The organism is Sphingomonas sp. Ag1 (assembly GCF_000980895.1).
Taxonomy (GTDB): domain Bacteria; phylum Pseudomonadota; class Alphaproteobacteria; order Sphingomonadales; family Sphingomonadaceae; genus Sphingomonas; species Sphingomonas panaciterrae.
On the sequence record NZ_LAZX01000094.1, the window covers coordinates 793,188 to 808,987 of the forward strand.

17 protein-coding genes and 1 pseudogene are annotated in these 15,800 nt (G+C 67.2%); 11 read left to right on the top strand and 7 right to left on the bottom strand.

What is annotated here, in order from left to right; genetic code table 11:
* Positions 1 to 38: 38 nt before the first annotated feature.
* The 3 genes and pseudogenes from XM50_RS19275 to XM50_RS16720 all read left to right on the top strand — a co-directional run.
* Positions 39 to 1,535: pseudogene (locus XM50_RS19275) on the top strand (right-handed parallel beta-helix repeat-containing protein); the annotation flags it as partial.
* A gap of 65 nt (positions 1,536 to 1,600) precedes the next feature.
* Positions 1,601 to 1,948, top strand: coding sequence for a M10 family metallopeptidase C-terminal domain-containing protein (locus XM50_RS21165; RefSeq protein ID WP_443024683.1), 348 nt, complete (start codon positions 1,601 to 1,603; stop codon positions 1,946 to 1,948).
* 130 nt (positions 1,949 to 2,078) lie between these two features.
* Positions 2,079 to 2,654, top strand: a complete 576-nt coding sequence (locus tag XM50_RS16720; protein WP_046411055.1) for a CHAP domain-containing protein — start codon at positions 2,079 to 2,081, stop codon at positions 2,652 to 2,654.
* Here XM50_RS16720 and trmB read toward each other — a convergent pair.
* Positions 2,651 to 3,334, bottom strand: coding sequence for a tRNA (guanine(46)-N(7))-methyltransferase TrmB (trmB, locus tag XM50_RS16725; protein ID WP_046411057.1), 684 nt, complete (start codon positions 3,332 to 3,334; stop codon positions 2,651 to 2,653). The genes XM50_RS16720 and trmB overlap by 4 nt on opposite strands.
* A 65-nt stretch (positions 3,335 to 3,399) precedes the next feature.
* Here trmB and XM50_RS16730 point away from each other — a divergent pair, with 65 nt between their 5' ends.
* Positions 3,400 to 4,044, top strand: a complete 645-nt coding sequence (locus XM50_RS16730) for a phosphatase PAP2 family protein (protein WP_052742621.1) — start codon at positions 3,400 to 3,402, stop codon at positions 4,042 to 4,044.
* Between the two features lie 64 nt (positions 4,045 to 4,108).
* Here XM50_RS16730 and metK read toward each other — a convergent pair whose 3' ends face one another.
* Together metK and lnt are read right to left on the bottom strand one after the other, a co-directional pair.
* Positions 4,109 to 5,317, bottom strand: coding sequence for a methionine adenosyltransferase (gene metK, locus XM50_RS16735; protein WP_046411059.1), 1,209 nt, complete (start codon positions 5,315 to 5,317; stop codon positions 4,109 to 4,111).
* Between the two features lie 58 nt (positions 5,318 to 5,375).
* Positions 5,376 to 6,917 (bottom strand): apolipoprotein N-acyltransferase, encoded by a 1,542-nt coding sequence (gene lnt, locus XM50_RS16740; protein WP_046411060.1) that lies wholly within the window; start codon positions 6,915 to 6,917, stop codon positions 5,376 to 5,378.
* 126 nt (positions 6,918 to 7,043) lie between these two features.
* On the opposite strand from lnt, the gene XM50_RS16745 reads away from it, so the two are divergent.
* On the top strand, positions 7,044 to 7,475 hold the full coding sequence (locus XM50_RS16745) for a VOC family protein (protein WP_046411061.1): 432 nt from the start codon (positions 7,044 to 7,046) through the stop codon (positions 7,473 to 7,475).
* A complete protein-coding gene (locus XM50_RS16750; RefSeq protein WP_046411062.1) occupies positions 7,472 to 7,774 on the top strand; it encodes a polyhydroxyalkanoic acid system family protein in 303 nt (100 codons plus the stop codon). Before XM50_RS16745 ends, XM50_RS16750 begins: the two co-directional genes overlap by 4 nt.
* A gap of 101 nt (positions 7,775 to 7,875) precedes the next feature.
* Here the strand turns inward: XM50_RS16750 and XM50_RS16755 are convergent, their stop codons facing one another.
* The 3 genes from XM50_RS16755 to XM50_RS16765 are packed head-to-tail and all read right to left on the bottom strand — an operon-like array spanning position 7,876 to position 10,832.
* Entirely contained in the window at positions 7,876 to 8,889 is a 1,014-nt protein-coding gene (locus XM50_RS16755; RefSeq protein WP_046411063.1) for an inorganic phosphate transporter, read from the bottom strand.
* Between the two features lie 14 nt (positions 8,890 to 8,903).
* Positions 8,904 to 9,554: a DUF47 domain-containing protein gene (locus XM50_RS16760; protein WP_046411064.1), complete on the bottom strand. Its 651-nt coding sequence runs from the start codon at positions 9,552 to 9,554 to the stop codon at positions 8,904 to 8,906.
* 36 nt (positions 9,555 to 9,590) lie between these two features.
* The gene (locus tag XM50_RS16765; protein WP_082103141.1) at positions 9,591 to 10,832 is read right to left on the bottom strand and encodes a penicillin-binding protein activator; all 1,242 of its coding nucleotides are present in this window, start codon (positions 10,830 to 10,832) and stop codon (positions 9,591 to 9,593) included.
* Between XM50_RS16765 and rsmI the strand changes: the two genes are divergently transcribed.
* The 5 genes from rsmI to XM50_RS16790 all read left to right on the top strand — a co-directional run bounded on the left by rsmI (position 10,831) and on the right by XM50_RS16790 (position 14,685).
* Positions 10,831 to 11,676: a 16S rRNA (cytidine(1402)-2'-O)-methyltransferase gene (rsmI, locus tag XM50_RS16770; RefSeq protein ID WP_046411065.1), complete on the top strand. Its 846-nt coding sequence runs from the start codon at positions 10,831 to 10,833 to the stop codon at positions 11,674 to 11,676. The genes XM50_RS16765 and rsmI overlap by 2 nt on opposite strands.
* 129 nt (positions 11,677 to 11,805) lie before the next feature.
* Positions 11,806 to 12,498, top strand: a complete 693-nt coding sequence (locus XM50_RS16775; protein WP_046411860.1) for a VIT1/CCC1 transporter family protein — start codon at positions 11,806 to 11,808, stop codon at positions 12,496 to 12,498.
* A 55-nt stretch (positions 12,499 to 12,553) separates the two neighbouring features.
* Complete coding sequence (locus XM50_RS16780; RefSeq protein ID WP_046411066.1) at positions 12,554 to 12,934, top strand: YraN family protein; 381 nt, start codon at positions 12,554 to 12,556, stop codon at positions 12,932 to 12,934.
* Positions 12,935 to 12,988: 54 nt separating this feature from the next.
* A complete protein-coding gene (gene gshB / locus XM50_RS16785) occupies positions 12,989 to 13,948 on the top strand; it encodes a glutathione synthase (RefSeq protein WP_046411067.1) in 960 nt (319 codons plus the stop codon).
* 122 nt (positions 13,949 to 14,070) lie between these two features.
* On the top strand, positions 14,071 to 14,685 hold the full coding sequence (locus XM50_RS16790) for a DedA family protein (protein ID WP_046411068.1): 615 nt from the start codon (positions 14,071 to 14,073) through the stop codon (positions 14,683 to 14,685).
* A gap of 45 nt (positions 14,686 to 14,730) precedes the next feature.
* Here XM50_RS16790 and thiS read toward each other — a convergent pair whose 3' ends face one another.
* Complete coding sequence (gene thiS / locus XM50_RS16795; protein ID WP_046411069.1) at positions 14,731 to 15,738, bottom strand: sulfur carrier protein ThiS; 1,008 nt, start codon at positions 15,736 to 15,738, stop codon at positions 14,731 to 14,733.
* Between the last annotated feature and the right edge of the window lie 62 nt (positions 15,739 to 15,800).

The following is a 15,800-nucleotide window of genomic DNA, read 5'->3' on the forward strand; positions in this document are numbered from 1 at the left end:
TTATGGCCACCCTGATGGCATCCACTGCCGCCGAGTTGATGAGCCTCGCGGGCGCGGCACGTGCGGGAGACGTGATCGCGCTGGCCCCCGGCAGCTACGATCGCGTCGCCCTGCGCGATCTGCGCTTTGACGGTGAAGTCATCATCACCTCGGCCGATCCCGCGCGACCCGCCCAGCTTACGGGGCTGAAGGCGTTCGGGGTCGAGAACATCACCTTTCGCAATCTAGTGCTGGCCGATCATGAACCGGGCGGGCTGTTCGGTTTCGAGGTGAGGCAGGCCGCACAGTTGGCGTTCGACCAGATCCTCGTCCACGGCCCGCCGGGGGAGCGCGGTTACGACACCAACGCCTTCATCATCCGGGACAGCATCGACATCTCGATTACCCAGTCGGAATTCACTCACCTGCGACATGGCATCAACATGCTCGACAGCGTCGGGGTGACGGTGCGCGGCAACTACTTCCACGACCTGCGCTCGGACGGGGTGCGCGGCGGCGGCGTGTCGGACATCGTGGTCTCTGATAATCTTTTCACCAACTTCCGACCGGCATTCGGCGATCACCCCGACGCCATCCAGTTCTGGACGCTGAACCAGCCGAACAGCGCCAGCGCGATCACCATCACCGACAATGTCATCCTTCGCGGGGCGGGTGCGGCCGTGCAGGGCATCTTCATGGGCGATGAGAATGGCGCCAGGCCCTATGTCGACGTCACCATCGCCGACAATCTGGTGCTCGGCGGGATGTTCAACGGCATCTATGTGGAACGCGCCGACGGCCTGTCGCTCACCGACAATGTCGTGGCGGGGTATCTCGATCAGCCGTCCTGGATTCGTGTGTCCGACGTGGATCGAATCGTGGGGAACGTGGCACAGGTCTATATCATCGACGGCATCATCAAATGGCCGCCGGCCGGCAATCAGGCGACCTTGCCCGCCCTCGACAAGGGAGCCGGGCTGATCGGCGCCTGGCTCGCCAGCCATGGCGACTGGGTCACGATGGCGGCCGAATCGCCGGTGCTGGCGGAAGGACTCGCCGACCTCCTCGACCTAACGGGCCCCCGGCCGCCCGCCGGCCCGGTCACCACGATCGAGGGGACGCCGGGTGCCGATCGACTAGTGGCGGCGGCCAAGGGGGACAGCATCCTCCTGGGCGGCGATGGAGACGATCACCTGACCGGCGGTGCGGGCCAGACACGGATGGACGGCGGGAATGGTGACGACACCTATGTCGTCGCCTCGTCGCGCGATCGGGTGATCGAGCGCGCCGGCGGCGGCAACGACACGGTCTGGACGTCGGTCGATTACACCCTGGCCGCGCATATAGAGACCGTACGGCTCACCGCGGGGGACCTTACCGTCCACGGCAATGTACTCGACAATCGCATGATCGGCTCCGACGAACAGGACCGGCTGTACGGAGGCGCTGGGCATGACCTGATCCAGGGTGGCGCCGGTGACGACCACCTTCATGGCGACAATGGCAACGACACGCTGCACGGCGGCGACGGTGCCGACCGGATCGAGGGCGGCTCGGGCGACGATCTCCTGATCGGCGGCGCGGGGGGTGACCGGCTGCTTGGCGGCACGGGCGCGACACGCTGGACGGCGGCAGCGGCAACGACGTCCTCACTGGCGGCAGCGGGCCGGACATGTTCCTGTTCCGCGCCGACACTCTGGGTGACCAGGACACGATCGCCGACTTCTCACAGCGTCAGGGTGATCGGATCGGCCTGTCGCCGATCGATGCGGACATCAGCACGGCGACCGACGATCCGTTCCGCTTCCTGGGCACGGACGCATTTTCGGGTCAGGCCGGCGAGCTGCGCTACGACTCCAGCGCCGCGGGCGCGATCCTGTCGGGCGATGTGGACGGGGATGGCCGCGCGGACTTCACCATCCTCATCGAAGGGGTCGATTGGCTGAGTCGCGACGCCTTCATCCTCTAGCGCTCGCGACAGCGAACAAAATGCGTGATCGTTACGCCTTCGCAACACCGCGCACGAGAGGCCGGAAGGCATTGGTTAACCATGTTGCGCAACCTCTCGCATAGAAACGGCGGTTAGTTTTTGCCCCGTGATGAAGCGCTCCCCCCTCGCTCTCGTCGCAGCGTTCGTTTGTGCCCTCGGCTCCCCCGCGCATGCGCGATCGCTGCTGGACTATAATGGCCAATGCGTGCCCTTCGCGCGCCAGGCGTCAGGCATCCAGATCTATGGCGATGCCTGGACCTGGTGGGATCAGGCACACGGTCGGTACAAGCGCGGCGATCAGCCGAAGGTCGGCTCGGTCATTGCCTTCGCGCGTCAGTCGCGTCTTCCGCTCGGCCATGTCGCCGTGGTCAGCCGGATCGTCGAGGATCGTGTGCTGATGCTGACCCACGCCAATTGGTCACGCATCGACGGTACGCGCGGCCACGCCGAACAGGATGTCACCGTATTCGACGTCAGTGAGGCGAATGACTGGAGCCGGGTGAAGGTCTGGTACCGCGATTCGAACGGCCTAGGCGGCACGATCTATACGGTGCACGGCTTCATCTACGCGCCTGGGCGCCCGCACGAACATCTCACCGCGCAGAACCCCGATTACGTCGGCGCGCTGATCGACGCCTATGTGCCTGGGGCGGGAGCCGGCAGCAGCGCACACGCCTCGCGTTAATCCGCGCGGCGGTAGCGGAAGTACCAGACCTCATGGCCCTGCCGCCGGGCCTTGCGTTCATAGCGGGTCTCGGGCCAGTCCGCCGGGCGCTCCAGGAAATCCGCCGGCCGGTGCGCCAGCCAGGTGAAGTCCGTCCGCTGTGCCATGATCATCATCGACCAGCGGCAATAGGTCGGATCATCGGTGCCGAGGCGGAACTCAGCCCCCGGCTTCAGCTTGGACGCGATCAGGTCCAACGGCCCGTGGTTCATCATCCGCCGCTTGGCATGGCGCGCCTTCCGCCACGGATCGGGATGGAGCAGGTAAACGGTGTCGAGCGACTGGTCCGGCAGTCGCTCAACGACGTCCAGCGCATCACCCATGTGCAGCCGCACATTCTCCAGCGCGCTATCGCGGATATGGCCGAGCGCGCCCACCACACCGTTCAGGAACGGCTCGCAGCCGATGAAGCCGGTATCCGGCGCCGCCGCGGCCTGCCCGGCCAGATGCTCGCCCGCGCCAAAGCCGATCTCCAGCCGCAGCGGGCGATTGTCGCCGAACAGGCGCATCGCATCGAGCGGCCCCGTCTCCGGCACGGCAACGCGCGGCAGCAATTCCTCGACCAGCGCGGCCTGGCCCTTGCGCAGCTTGTGGCCCTGGGCGCGCCCATAAAGCCGACGGATCGTAGCGGGATCGTTCATCGGCCGGCGCGATAGCGTCCTGAGCGGCGGGAGCAAAGCGGCCCGCGCATCGTTTTCCGCCCGCTATGGGAAAGAAGCACAAGAAGGCGCGCGATCTCGCCAAGGCAGAGCATGACGCAATCGGCGCCGCGGCAAAGGCGGCCGACCACCCGCCCGTCGCGCTGGCCGGCAAGGCGAGCGAAATTGCCGATCAGCCGCCGCTCGTCGCCCTGTCGCTCGCGACGATCGGCGTCGGTCTGATGCTGCGCCGGCGCGATGTGACTCGCACCGGCACGCGCATGCTGCTCGCCCATGCACTCGCCACCGCCGGCAAGACGGTGCTGAAACGCGCGATCGACCGCTCGCGCCCGCGCCGCGCGCTGAAGGATGGAGAGCATGAGGCGCGCGTCGGCAGCGGCAGCGACGATACCGAGTTCAATTCTTTTCCATCGGGCCACACCGCGGGCGCGGTCAGCGTGGCGGAGGCAATCGCGCGCACCGCCCCGACCTATGCCGCGCCGGCGCGCGGCGGCGCGGCGTTCGTCGCGGCGGTGCAGTTGCCGCGCGGCGCGCATTATCCCAGCGATGTCGCGGTGGGGGCCGGGATCGGCTGGGTCGCCGACAGGATCGCTGGCTTGGCGATCAACGCGGGCGAACGCGCCATCGATCGCCTGCGGCAGAACAAGGAAGATGCGGGCGCGCTCGCCGAAGCGGAGGCGCATCCGAGCTGACCCGCGATATCCCGCCGGTTAGAAGAAAGGGGCCGCCGTTTCCGGCAGCCCCCTCATCATGTCGTCAGGCGAGTGCCGCCTTCAGATCATCGACCAGGTCCAGCTTCTCCCACGGGAAGAAGTCACCCTCGGCCTGACGACCGAAATGGCCATAGGCCGCGCTGCGCTCATAGATCGGCTTGTTGAGGCCGAGGTGCGTGCGAATGCCGCGCGGCGTCAGGTCGCCCAGCTTCGCGATGCCCGCGATCGCCGCCTCGATCTTGTCGTCGCCCACCGTGCCGGTGCCATGCGTATCGACATAGAGCGACAGCGGCTTGGCGACACCGATGGCATAGGCGAGCTGGATCGTGCAGCGCTTGGCAAGGCCGGCCGCGACGATGTTCTTGGCCAGATAGCGGGTGATGTACGCCGCCGAGCGATCGACCTTGGTCGGATCCTTGCCGCTGAACGCGCCGCCGCCGTGCGGGCTCGCGCCGCCGTACGTATCGACAATGATCTTGCGGCCGGTAAGGCCAGCGTCGCCATCCGGCCCGCCGATCTCGAAGCTGCCCGTCGGGTTGATGTGATAGACGGTGGCGTCGGACAGAAGCTCTGCCGGCAGCACATCGGCCACCACCTTCTTCACATAAGCGTGAAGCTCGGCTTCCTGCTCGCCCTTGTCATAGCCGGCGGCATGCTGCGTCGAAACGACGATTGCGGTGCAGGCGACGGGCTTGCCATCCTCGAAGCGCAGCGTGACCTGGCTCTTGGCGTCCGGCTCCAGGAACGGTGCCGCGCCGGAGTGACGGTCATCGGCCATGCGCTGCAGGATGCGGTGGCTGTAATAGAGCGTCGCCGGCATGAGGTCCGGCGTCTCGTCGCAGGCGAAGCCAAACATGATGCCCTGGTCGCCGGCGCCTTCGTCCTTGCTCGCGCTCGCATCGACGCCCTGCGCGATCTGCACCGACTGACCGTGCAGGTTGTTCTGGAAGCGGAAGCTCTCCCAGTGAAAGCCCTCCTGCTCATAGCCGATGCGCTTCACCGTGTTGCGGACCGTCGCCTCGATCTCTTCCTTGGCGCCCGGCACCCACTCGCCATTCTCGTACACGCCCTTGCAGCGGATCTCGCCCGCCAGCACGACCAGCTGCGTGGTGGTCAGCGTCTCGCAGGCGATGCGTGCCTCCGGGTCCTTGGACAGGAACAGATCGACGATCGCGTCGGAGATCTGATCGGCGACCTTGTCCGGGTGGCCCTCGGAAACCGATTCGCTGGTGAACAGATACGATTGGCGCATGGTTACTCCGCCTGAGCTGGTGAGGGAGATAAGGATATAAAGATAGCTTTATATGGCTCTACCGATGGCGGCGGCGGATGGCAATGGCTGCCCCCGCCAGCAGCAGCGCCGTCAGCCCCGCCAGCCAGTTGCCCCACCGCGAGAAAAAGGTCGGCGGCAGCGGCTCGGGAATCGCCACCTCGATCGCGCCAGCCTTCTGATGCGGCACCGTGCCCACCAGCCGGCCATCCGCGGCGATCACGGCGGAAATGCCGTTGGGGGTGGCGCGAATGACCGGCAGCCCTTCCTCGATCGCGCGCATCCGTGCCTGCGCCAGATGCTGCGGCGGTCCCCAGCTGCCGAACCAGGCATCGTTGGACGGATTGAAGATCAGCCGCGGCCGGTGCGCCGGATCGACCACCTCGCCCGAGAAGATGATCTCATAGCAGATCTGCATCCCGATCGACCCGAAGCCGGGCACCTCCAGCGCGCGCGGCCCCGGCCCCTCGGCAAAGTCCATCGAACCCGGCACCAGTCGCGCCAGCCCGAGCGGCTTCAACAGCCAGGGCATCGGCAGATACTCGCCATAAGGCACCAGATGCGCCTTGTCGTAGCGGCCGCGGATGCGCGCACGCGGATCGATCGCAAAGACCGAATTGGTCGCGGTGGTCGCCGTCCCCGCCTTGTCGAACTGGAGCGCCGTGCCGCCAGTCAGCAGGATGTCCCGCGGGCCAAGCAGCTTCGCCATCCGCCAGCGGAGCCAGAACGGATCGGCATCATAGACATAGTCGGGATAGCCATCCTCGAAATAGTCACGGATCACGCCTTCCGGCCACAGGATCAGCCGCGGCGCCTCACCCGGCCGGCCCGACAGCTCCGACAGGCGGGTGAGCATCATCTCCCCGTCGCTCTCCCCACGCTGGTCCTGCGGCACGTTCGGCTGCACCACCCGCACCCGCGGCGTGTCGATCGCCACTGGCCCGTCCGCGTCGCGATAGCTGAACAGCTGCGCCGCGATCAGTGCGGCAAATCCCGCCAGCGCAGTGGCGACCGGCGCCGGCCGACGCGGCAGGAGCAGCAGGCTTCCCGCCAGCAGCACGGTCAGCCCCGACAGGGCATAGGTGCCGACCCAGGCCGACAGCGCCGCGACCGGCTGCACCGGCACCCAGATCACGCCGATCGGATCCCAGGCATAGCCGGTGAACATCACGCTGCGCAGCCATTCGGCGACGATCCACGCCGCGGCGAACGCCAGCACATAGGCGGCGTCCACACGGGTCCCGCGCATCTTCCACGCCAGCCCCGCGGCGAGCGCCGGATAGACGGCGAGATACAGTGCCAGCGCGATCGGCGCAGCATAGCCAAGCTCCGCCGGCATCGCATCCTGGAAGGTAAAGGCGTGCTGGAACCAATTGTTATTGATCGTGAAATGCCCCAGCCCGAACATCCACCCGCGCCACAGTGCGGCCTTCAACGTGGGCGCGCGATGCACCAGCAGGATCAGCAGCGAGAGGGCGGCAATGGTCAGCGGCCACAGCTGCAACGGCGCAAAGCCACAGGCCGCCGCCGCACCCAGCAGCAGCGCGGCCAGCCGCGGATATTTATCGAGGAGGGACATCATTGCCCGTCCCGCTACCAAATGATGCGCCCGGCGGGGAGAGGCGATACGCGCGGCGGCTCACCGCGCAGAAGCAGTGCCGCCCTCACCCCCTTCCCGCTGGCGCCGCAGTTGGTGTATCAACCGCGCATGACACTGCGCCCCTTTCACCTCGCCTTTCCGGTCCATGATCTCGCCGCCGCGCGTGCCTTCTACGGCGGCGTGCTCGGTTGCCGCGAGGGTCGCTCCAGCGACCGCTGGATCGACTTCGATCTCGGCGGGCATCAGATCGTCGCCCATCTCGACGATACCGCGCGCCCGGCCGGCGCCAGCAACCCTGTCGACGGGCATGACGTGCCCGTGCCGCATTTCGGCGTGGTACTGACGATGGCGGACTGGCAGGCGCTGGCCGCTCGGGTTGAGGCGGCCGAGGTGCCGTTCGGGATCGCGCCGCACGTCCGCTTCAAGGGGCAGCCCGGCGAGCAGGCGACGATGTTCTTTCGCGATCCCTCCGGTAACGCGCTGGAGTTCAAGGCGTTTGCCGACGACGCCCAATTGTTTGCCACGGAGTTCACGGCATGAGCGCCCCGATCGAAGTTGATATCCCGCACCAGCTCGGCACCGCCGCCGCCAAGCAGCGGATCGGCAGCAGCTTCGGCAAGCTGGCGGATTTCATTCCCGGCGGCGCGATCATCGAACATCGCTGGGAGGGCGATTCGCTGACCTTCACCGTGGAGGGTTTGGGGCAGCGCGTCGGCGCCCGGCTCGACGTTAGCGACAGCAACGTCCACGCCACCTTCGAATTGCCGGCGTTCCTCGCCATGTTCTCCGACAAGATCCGCGACAAGCTGCAGCGTGAGGCGCCCAAGCTCCTCCAATAGCCGTGGATGAAAAAGGGCCGCGCTCCCGGGTGGAAGCGCAGCCCTTTTTTTTATGCCAACGCATCACGAAGCGCAGGCAAGTCGTTTTGGTTAAACGATAATCAGAACAGCAGCGTAAGCCCATAAAAGGCGCTGCCAACGATCGCCGAGCACGGAATCGTGATGATCCACGCGACCACCACGTTGCTCGCCGTGCCCCATCGCACCGCGGAGGTGCGGCGTGCGACGCCCGATCCGATGATCGCGCCCGTGATGGTGTGGGTGGTCGACACCGGGATGCCCATCGCCGAGGCGGCGAACAGCACGATCGATCCGCCGGTCGAGGCTGCAAAACCCTGATGCTGCGACAATTTGGTGATCCGCGAGCCCATCGTCTCGATGATCTTCCACCCGCCCGACAAGGTGCCGAGCGCGATCGCGACATAGCAGCTGATGGCCACCCAGTGCGGCACTTCGAACTCGCCGGTCAGCTGGCCGGTCGAATACAGCAGCACGGTGATGATCCCCATCGTCTTTTGCGCGTCGTTGAGCCCGTGGCTCAGCGAATAGGCAGCCGACGATACGAGATGCAGCGAACGGAAGGTTCGTTCCGCCTGGCGGGCGGTATAGCGGCGCAGCGCCCAGCTGCTCGCCAGCATCACCAGCAGCGCCAGGATCATGCCCAGCGTCGGCGACACGACGATCGCCACCATGGTCTTGGTCAGCCCGCCGACATGGATGCTGTGCACGCTGGCATGGGTCACGCCAGCACCGACCAGCCCGCCGACCAGCGCGTGGCTGGACGATGAGGGGATACCCTTTTGCCACGTCACGACGTTCCAGAACATCGCCCCGCCCAGCGCACCGAAGATGACGGCTGGCGTGACAACATCCTGATCGATCAGTCCCTTGCCGATCGTTTCTGCGACAGCATGCAAGCTGGGAAAGGCAAGGGTGACGAAATAGGCGGCGAAGTTGAAGAAGGCGGCAAAGGCCACCGCCTGCACCGGCGACAGCAGGCGCGTGGCAACGACGGTGGCGATGGAATTGGCTGCATCGTGCAGCCCGTTTAGAAAATCGAACGCAAGCGCGACGAGGATCAGGCCGACGAGCAGCGGGAACGCGAGTTCATGCATGGGGCTGCGATCGCTCAGGCGTGATCGATGACGATGCCGTCGATCTCGTTCGCCACGTCCTCGAACGCGTCAGAGATCTTCTCGAGATGCTTGTAGATTTCGCGGTCGACGACGAACTGCATCGCGTCCCCGCCCTCATGGTGATGCTTTTCGAACAGGCGGCGCAGGCCCTGTTCGTGGAGGCCGTCAACCTCGCCCTCCAGCCGCACCAGACGCTCGGTCAGCGTGTGCAGGCGCGGGCCGTTGCGGGCGACATCCCGCAGCAATTGCATCGCCTCGACCGAGACGCGCGACGCCTCCAGCATCAGCTTGGACATGGCGTGCATGTCGGGCGCGAAGCTGCGTACGCCGTAGAGGCTCACTGCGGTCAGTGCCGCGTCCATCGCGTCGATCGCATCGTCCATGCGGTTGATTAGATCGCTGATCGCGCTGCGATCGAACGGCGTCAGGAAGGTGACGCGGACGGTCTGCAGCACGGTGCGGGTGATATCGTCGGCCTGGTGCTCATAATCCTTCACCTCGGCGATCAGCGCGTCGATGTCGCCGTCACCGGCGAAGATCTTGGTGGTGGCCTCCGCAGCCTTCAGCGTCACCGCCGCATGCGCGTCAAACAGTTCAAAGAAATTGCCGCGCTTGGGAAGAAGGCGCTGGAACCAGGCGAACATCAAGAGAATCCTTGAAGAGAAACAGAGGAATAGGGATCAGCGCCCGAAACTGGCGGGCGCCGGTGACACGACGGCGGTGTTGCCGCTGCGGATTTCCTGAACTTCCAGCGCGCGCTCGGCGATGCCGTCCCGGCCGAAGCGGAAGGCACCATCGATGCCGGAGAAGCCCTCGCCCGACCGCAGCCGCGCTTCGGGGAAGGGCGCGCCGACCTTCCAGTCGCGCGCAATGCGTGCCGTCAGCAGCACCGCATCATAGCCAAGGCTCGACAGGCGATAAGGTGCGGCGCCGAAGCGGGCGCGATACTTGGTCGCATATTGGCGGTACAAACCATTGGAAACACTGGCATACCATGCGCCGTTCAGCGCCGGACGCGCAGCCACGCCGCTGTCGGTGTTCCACAATTCGGTGCCCATCACCTTCATGTCCGGGCTGGTCTTGCGCAGCAGCGGCACGGCGGTGGCCGCGGTCCCGGCCGAATCGGCGATCAGCACCCCGTCGAACGGCGCGTCCTTGGCCATCCGCGTCACCGCGGCGCCGATCGCGCCGGGGGTGCGGTCATAGGTCTGCAGCGCCACCACGCGCCCGCCGGCGGCCTCGACCGCGCGCAGGAAGGTGGTGGAGGCACGGGTGCCATAAAGTGCGTTAGGGACCAGCCCGCCGAAATTGGTGACCCCCTTGCTGCGTGCATAATCGACCACCCGCTCGATCGACTGCGACGGGGTATAGCCCATCAGGTAAACGCCATCCCCCGCGACGCTGACGTCGTTGGAAAATGACAGCACCGGCACCCCCGCGCGCCGCGCGATCGGCGCCACCACGCGCACGTCATCGGCCAGCAGCGGGCCGAGAATCAGCTGCGCCCCATCGGCCACCGCGCGCTGGGCGGCGGCTGCGGCGCCTTGCGCGGTGTCATAGTTGGTGACGCGAATCTGCTCGTTCTTGGTGTCGAGCAGCGCCAGCTGCGTCGCATTGGCGAGGCTCTTGCCCACTCCCGCATTGGCGCCCGACAGCGGCACGAGCAGCGCGACCCGATTGCGCGCGGTATCGCGCGGGATGCCCGCTTCCACGCCGACATCGGGCCGGGTGCTGGGCGGCGGCGCCTTGGTCGGCGGCGGCGCGGAGGGGCCCCGCGGGACAACGGTGGAGCAGGCAGAGACCAGCAGCGCGGTGAGCGCGACAGCCACCGGGCCGGCGATGCGGCGCGGCGATGACACGCCTCCGGGAATTCCACGAACGATCACGTTCGCCCGTTGCGATACGGTTGCGGCCTCTGCCATGACACTCCTCGTGGAAAACCTAAGTCCCGGCCTGTACATCGTCGCAACCCCGATCGGCAATCTCGGGGACCTGTCTCCACGCGCCGCCGATATTCTGTCGCGCGCGGCCGTAGTCGCTGCAGAAGACACTCGTGTTACAGCTGTGTTACTACGGCACATCGGGACGAAGCGCCCGATGGTCCCCTATCACGATCACAATGCCGATCAGATGCGGCCGCAATTGATCGCCCGCATGGCGAGCGAAGCGGTCGCGCTGGTGTCCGACGCCGGCACGCCGCTGATCTCCGATCCCGGTTACAAGCTGGTGCGCGATGCCCGCGCCGCCGGCCATGCGGTGGTCACCATCCCGGGGCCGTGCGCCGCAATCGCCGCGCTGACGCTCGCCGGCCTGCCCACCGACCGCTTCCTTTTTGCCGGCTTCCTGCCCTCCAAGGCAAAGGCGCGCAGCGAGACGATCGCGGAGCTCGGCGCGATCCGCGCGACGCTGGTGCTGTACGAGAGCGGCCCCCGCCTCGCCGCGACGCTCGCCGCGCTGGCGGAAGGGTTGGGCGATCGCGACGCCGCGGTCACGCGCGAGATCACCAAACGCTATGAGGAAGCGGTGACCGGCACGCTCCCCGTCCTTGCCGCGCGCTATGCCGATGCCCCGCCCAAGGGGGAGATCGTGATCGTCGTCGGCCCGCCGGGTGAGCCGCCCCCCGCCAGCTCCGAGGATGCCGACGCCGCATTGGTCGAGGCGCTGACCCGGCTCCCGGTCGCCAAGGCTGCCGGGGAGGTCGCAAAAAAGTTCGGGCTCGATCGCAAAGAACTCTACGCCCGGGCCCTCGCGCTGAAGGACGCCTAGCCACCGACCACTCCCGATTCGTTGGGGGCTGAGGGCGTCGCTCGCATCACCCCTCGCCCTCCTCCTCCGGGCGCGCTAGCATCGCTTCTGCGCCCTCGGGCTGGCGCAGGCGATGGGCGAGGCAGCATGATGCGGACGCACAAGGAAAGCCATCTTGTCACGCGAGTCGGCTGGCTCCGCGCGGCCGTGCTGGGCGCCAATGACGGGATCGTCTCCACCTCCAGCCTGATCCTCGGCGTCGCCTCGGCGGGCTCCAGCCATGGCGCGGTGCTGACCGCCGGGGTCGCCTCGCTGGTCGCCGGCGCGATGTCGATGGCGGCGGGCGAATATGTCTCCGTCAGCTCCCAGGCCGACACCGAGAAATCGGACCTTGCGCGTGAACGCCGCGAACTCGCCACCCAGCCGGAGGCGGAGCTGCAGGAACTGACCGGCATCTACATCGATCGCGGCGTCGACCCCGCCACCGCGCGCACGGTCGCCACGCAGATGATGGCGCATGACGCACTTCAGGCGCACGCCCGTGATGAGCTCCACATCACTGACGAGACGATCGCCCGCCCGGTCGTCGCTGCCATGGCGAGCGCCGCGAGCTTCACCGTGGGGGCGGCGCTGCCGCTCGCGCTCACCGCCGCGCTGCCGCTCGCCACGATAGGACCGGGCGTGGCGATCGGATCGATCCTGTTCCTTGCGCTGCTCGGCGCGATCGGCGCGCGCACCGGCGGCGCCCCCATGATGCGCGCAGTCGTGCGCGTCGTCTTCTGGGGTGCGATGGCGATGGCGCTGACCTCGCTCGTCGGGAAGCTGTTCGGCGCCGCCGTCTGATCGCGCGGGCGGACCAGCACTTGCGCCGCCACGCGCGCCTGCCACACTGCGCCTGATGCCGCCCGCCCCGCCCTCCCGCAGCAGCGACGATCGCCGCCGCGCCGACGCCGCCGGCCGACGCGGCGAGCGATTCGCCGGTTGGTGGCTGCGACTGAAAGGCTGGCAAATCCTCGACCAGCGCGTCCGCACACCCGCCGGGGAGGTCGATCTGGTAGCGAAGCGCGGCGCGCTGATCGCCTTTATTGAGGTGAAGACCCGCGCCACCGCCGCCGCGCTCGACATGGCAATCGACCAGCGCCGGCTGGCGCGTGTCGCCGCGGCCGCGGAATATCTGATGCCGCGCTATGCACTGGACGGCGAAGACATCCGCGTCGACGTCGTCCTGCTCGCCCCCGGCACCGCGCCGCGCCATATCGAGAATGCCTGGATCGGGTGACAATCCGGCGCCGCGCGCCTACCTCCCGCGACGCATCCTGTGTGGAGGAACACCTTGGCCCTGACCGTCGCCGTCCAGATGGACCCGCTCGAAACGATCAACATCGCGGGCGATTCCAGCTTCGCCCTGATGCTCTCCGCCCAGCAGCGCGGCCATCGCCTGTTCCATTATGCCGCGGAGGATCTGAACTGGTCCCACGGCCGGCTGTGGACCAAGGCGCGGCCCGTGACGGTGCAGCGCGTAGCGGGCGACCATTTCACCGCCGGCGCCCCGGTCAGCCTCGATCTGGGCGAGGAGGCGGACGTGGTCCTGATGCGCCAGGACCCGCCGTTCGATCTCGGCTATATCACTGCCACTCACTTGCTGGAGCGGATCTCGGACCGCACGCTCGTCGTCAACGATCCCGCCAGCGTGCGCAACGCCCCCGAAAAGGTGTTCGTGCTCGATTATGCGCGCTTCATGCCGCCGACGCTCGTCACCCGCTCGCTCGATGAGGCGCGCGCCTTCCTGAAGGAACATGGCGCGATCGTCGTGAAGCCGCTGCACGGCAATGGCGGCAAGGCGATCTTCCGCGTCGGGCCGGAGGGCGAGAACCTCTCCGCGCTGATCGAGGTGTTCAACCAGACGTGGCGCGAACCGCACATGGTGCAGGCCTTCCTTCCCGGCGTGGCGCAAGGCGACAAGCGGATCGTGCTGGTCGATGGCGAGGTCGCCGGCGCGATCAACCGCCTGCCGGGTGAGGGCGAGTTCCGCAGCAACCTAGCGGTCGGCGGCTCGGCGGAAAAGACCGAGCTTACGGCGCGAGAGCGGGAAATCTGCGACGCGCTGGGGCCGGAGCTGAAGCGACGCGGGCTTATCTTCGTGGGGATCGACGTGATCGCGGGGCAGTGGCTGACGGAGATCAACGTCACCTCCCCCACCGGCATCGTCGCGATCGAGCGGTTCGACGGCACCGATGTCGCCGGCCTGATCTGGGACGCGATCGAGCGCCGCATCGCGGAACGATCCCGCTAGGACGCGCGCTTTCGCCCCTGCGACACGCTCGATCGACCGGGCTGGCCCTGCGCGGGACAGATCACCCCGCCATGGCCGACCGGCAGATGTGCTGCATGGACCGGTGATCTTCTCAGAGGCGCATGACCGAATTCATCATCGATTGGATCGCCTGGGGCGGCTACATCGGCATCTTCCTGCTGATGGCGCTGGAAAACGTGGTGCCGCCCGTCCCGTCGGAAGTGATCATGGGCCTCGGCGGCATCGCCGTCGCGCGCGGCGACATGGCGATGATCCCGCTGATCCTGTGGGGCACCGCGGGCACCACCGTGGGCAACATGTTCTGGTATGAAATCGGGCGCCGCATGGGCGTGGTGCGGTTCAAGCCGTTCGTCGACCGGCACCAGCGATGGCTGACGATGGACTGGGAGGATGTGGAGCGGCTCAACCGCTTCTTCCACCGCCATGGCCATTGGGTCGTATTCGTCTTCCGCTTCCTGCCCAGCTTCCGCACGCTGATCTCGCTGCCCGCCGGCATGGCGAAGATGCCGCTGTGGAAGTTCCTGCTGTTCACCTTTGTGGGCAGCGCGATCTGGAACACCGTGCTCGCCGGGGCCGGCCTGTTCCTCGGCCGGCGGTTCGAGGAGCTTGATCGCTATGTCGGGCCGGTCGCGATCGGCCTGACCGTGCTGATCATTGCCGGCTATCTCTACCGGGTCATCACCTGGAAACCGAGCGGCGAGCGTCCGGGCAACTGACCGGCCCGCCCGCGCTGCAGGACGCGGCGGCGCGGGGGCAGAACATCAGATCAGGCCCGCGAGTGGCGAGGACGGGTCGGCGTAGCGGCGGATTCCCATCCGGCCGGCGCGATAGGACAGGCGCCCCGCCTCCACCGCGGACTTCATCGCCGCCGCCATCAGGATCGGGTCCTTCGCCTCGGCGATCGCAGTGTTCATCAGCACGCCATCGCAGCCAAGCTCCATCGCCACCGCCGCGTCGGATGCCGTGCCGACGCCGGCGTCGACCAGCACCGGCACCTTTGCGCCCTCAACGATCAGGCGGATCGTCACCCGGTTCTGGATGCCAAGCCCCGATCCGATCGGCGCGCCCAGCGGCATGATCGCCACCGCGCCCGCATCTTCCAGCTGCTTCGCGGCGATCGGGTCATCGACGCAATAGACCATCGGCTTGAAGCCCTCCTGCACCAGGACCTCGGTAGCCTTCAGCGTCTCGCGCATGTCGGGGTAGAGCGTCCGCGCCTCGCCCAGCACTTCCAGCTTCACCAGATCCCAGCCGCCCGCCTCGCGCGCCAGCCGCAGCGTGCGGATCGCCTCGTCCGCGGTGAAGCAGCCCGCGGTATTGGGCAGATAGGTGAACTTCTTGGGATCGATGAAGTCGGTCAGCATCGGCGCCTTGGGATCGCTGACATTGACGCGGCGCACCGCGACGGTGACGATCTCGGCCCCCGATGCTTCCAGCGCGGCGGCGTTCTGCGCGAAATCCTTATACTTGCCGGTGCCCACGATCAGCCGCGATCGAAACGTCTTGCCGGCAACGCTCCACGTGTCGTCGCCGTCGGAGACGGCATGGTCGCCGCCGCCGACGAAATGGACGATCTCGATATCGTCGCCATCCTCGACACACACATCCGCAAGGGTCGAACGCGGCACCACTTCCAGGTTGCGCTCCACCGCGACCTTCTCGGGCACCAGCCCGAGTTCGGTCGCCAGTTGCGCCAGGGTCAGGCCGGCGCTGACACGGCGATGCGCGCCGTTCACGGTGATCGATACGGTTCCGTCGGTGTGGGGCATGATATCCTTTGCGGGGCTGCGCGCCCCATCGTTCTGGCAGGCGGGGTGATTTGCCTTCCACC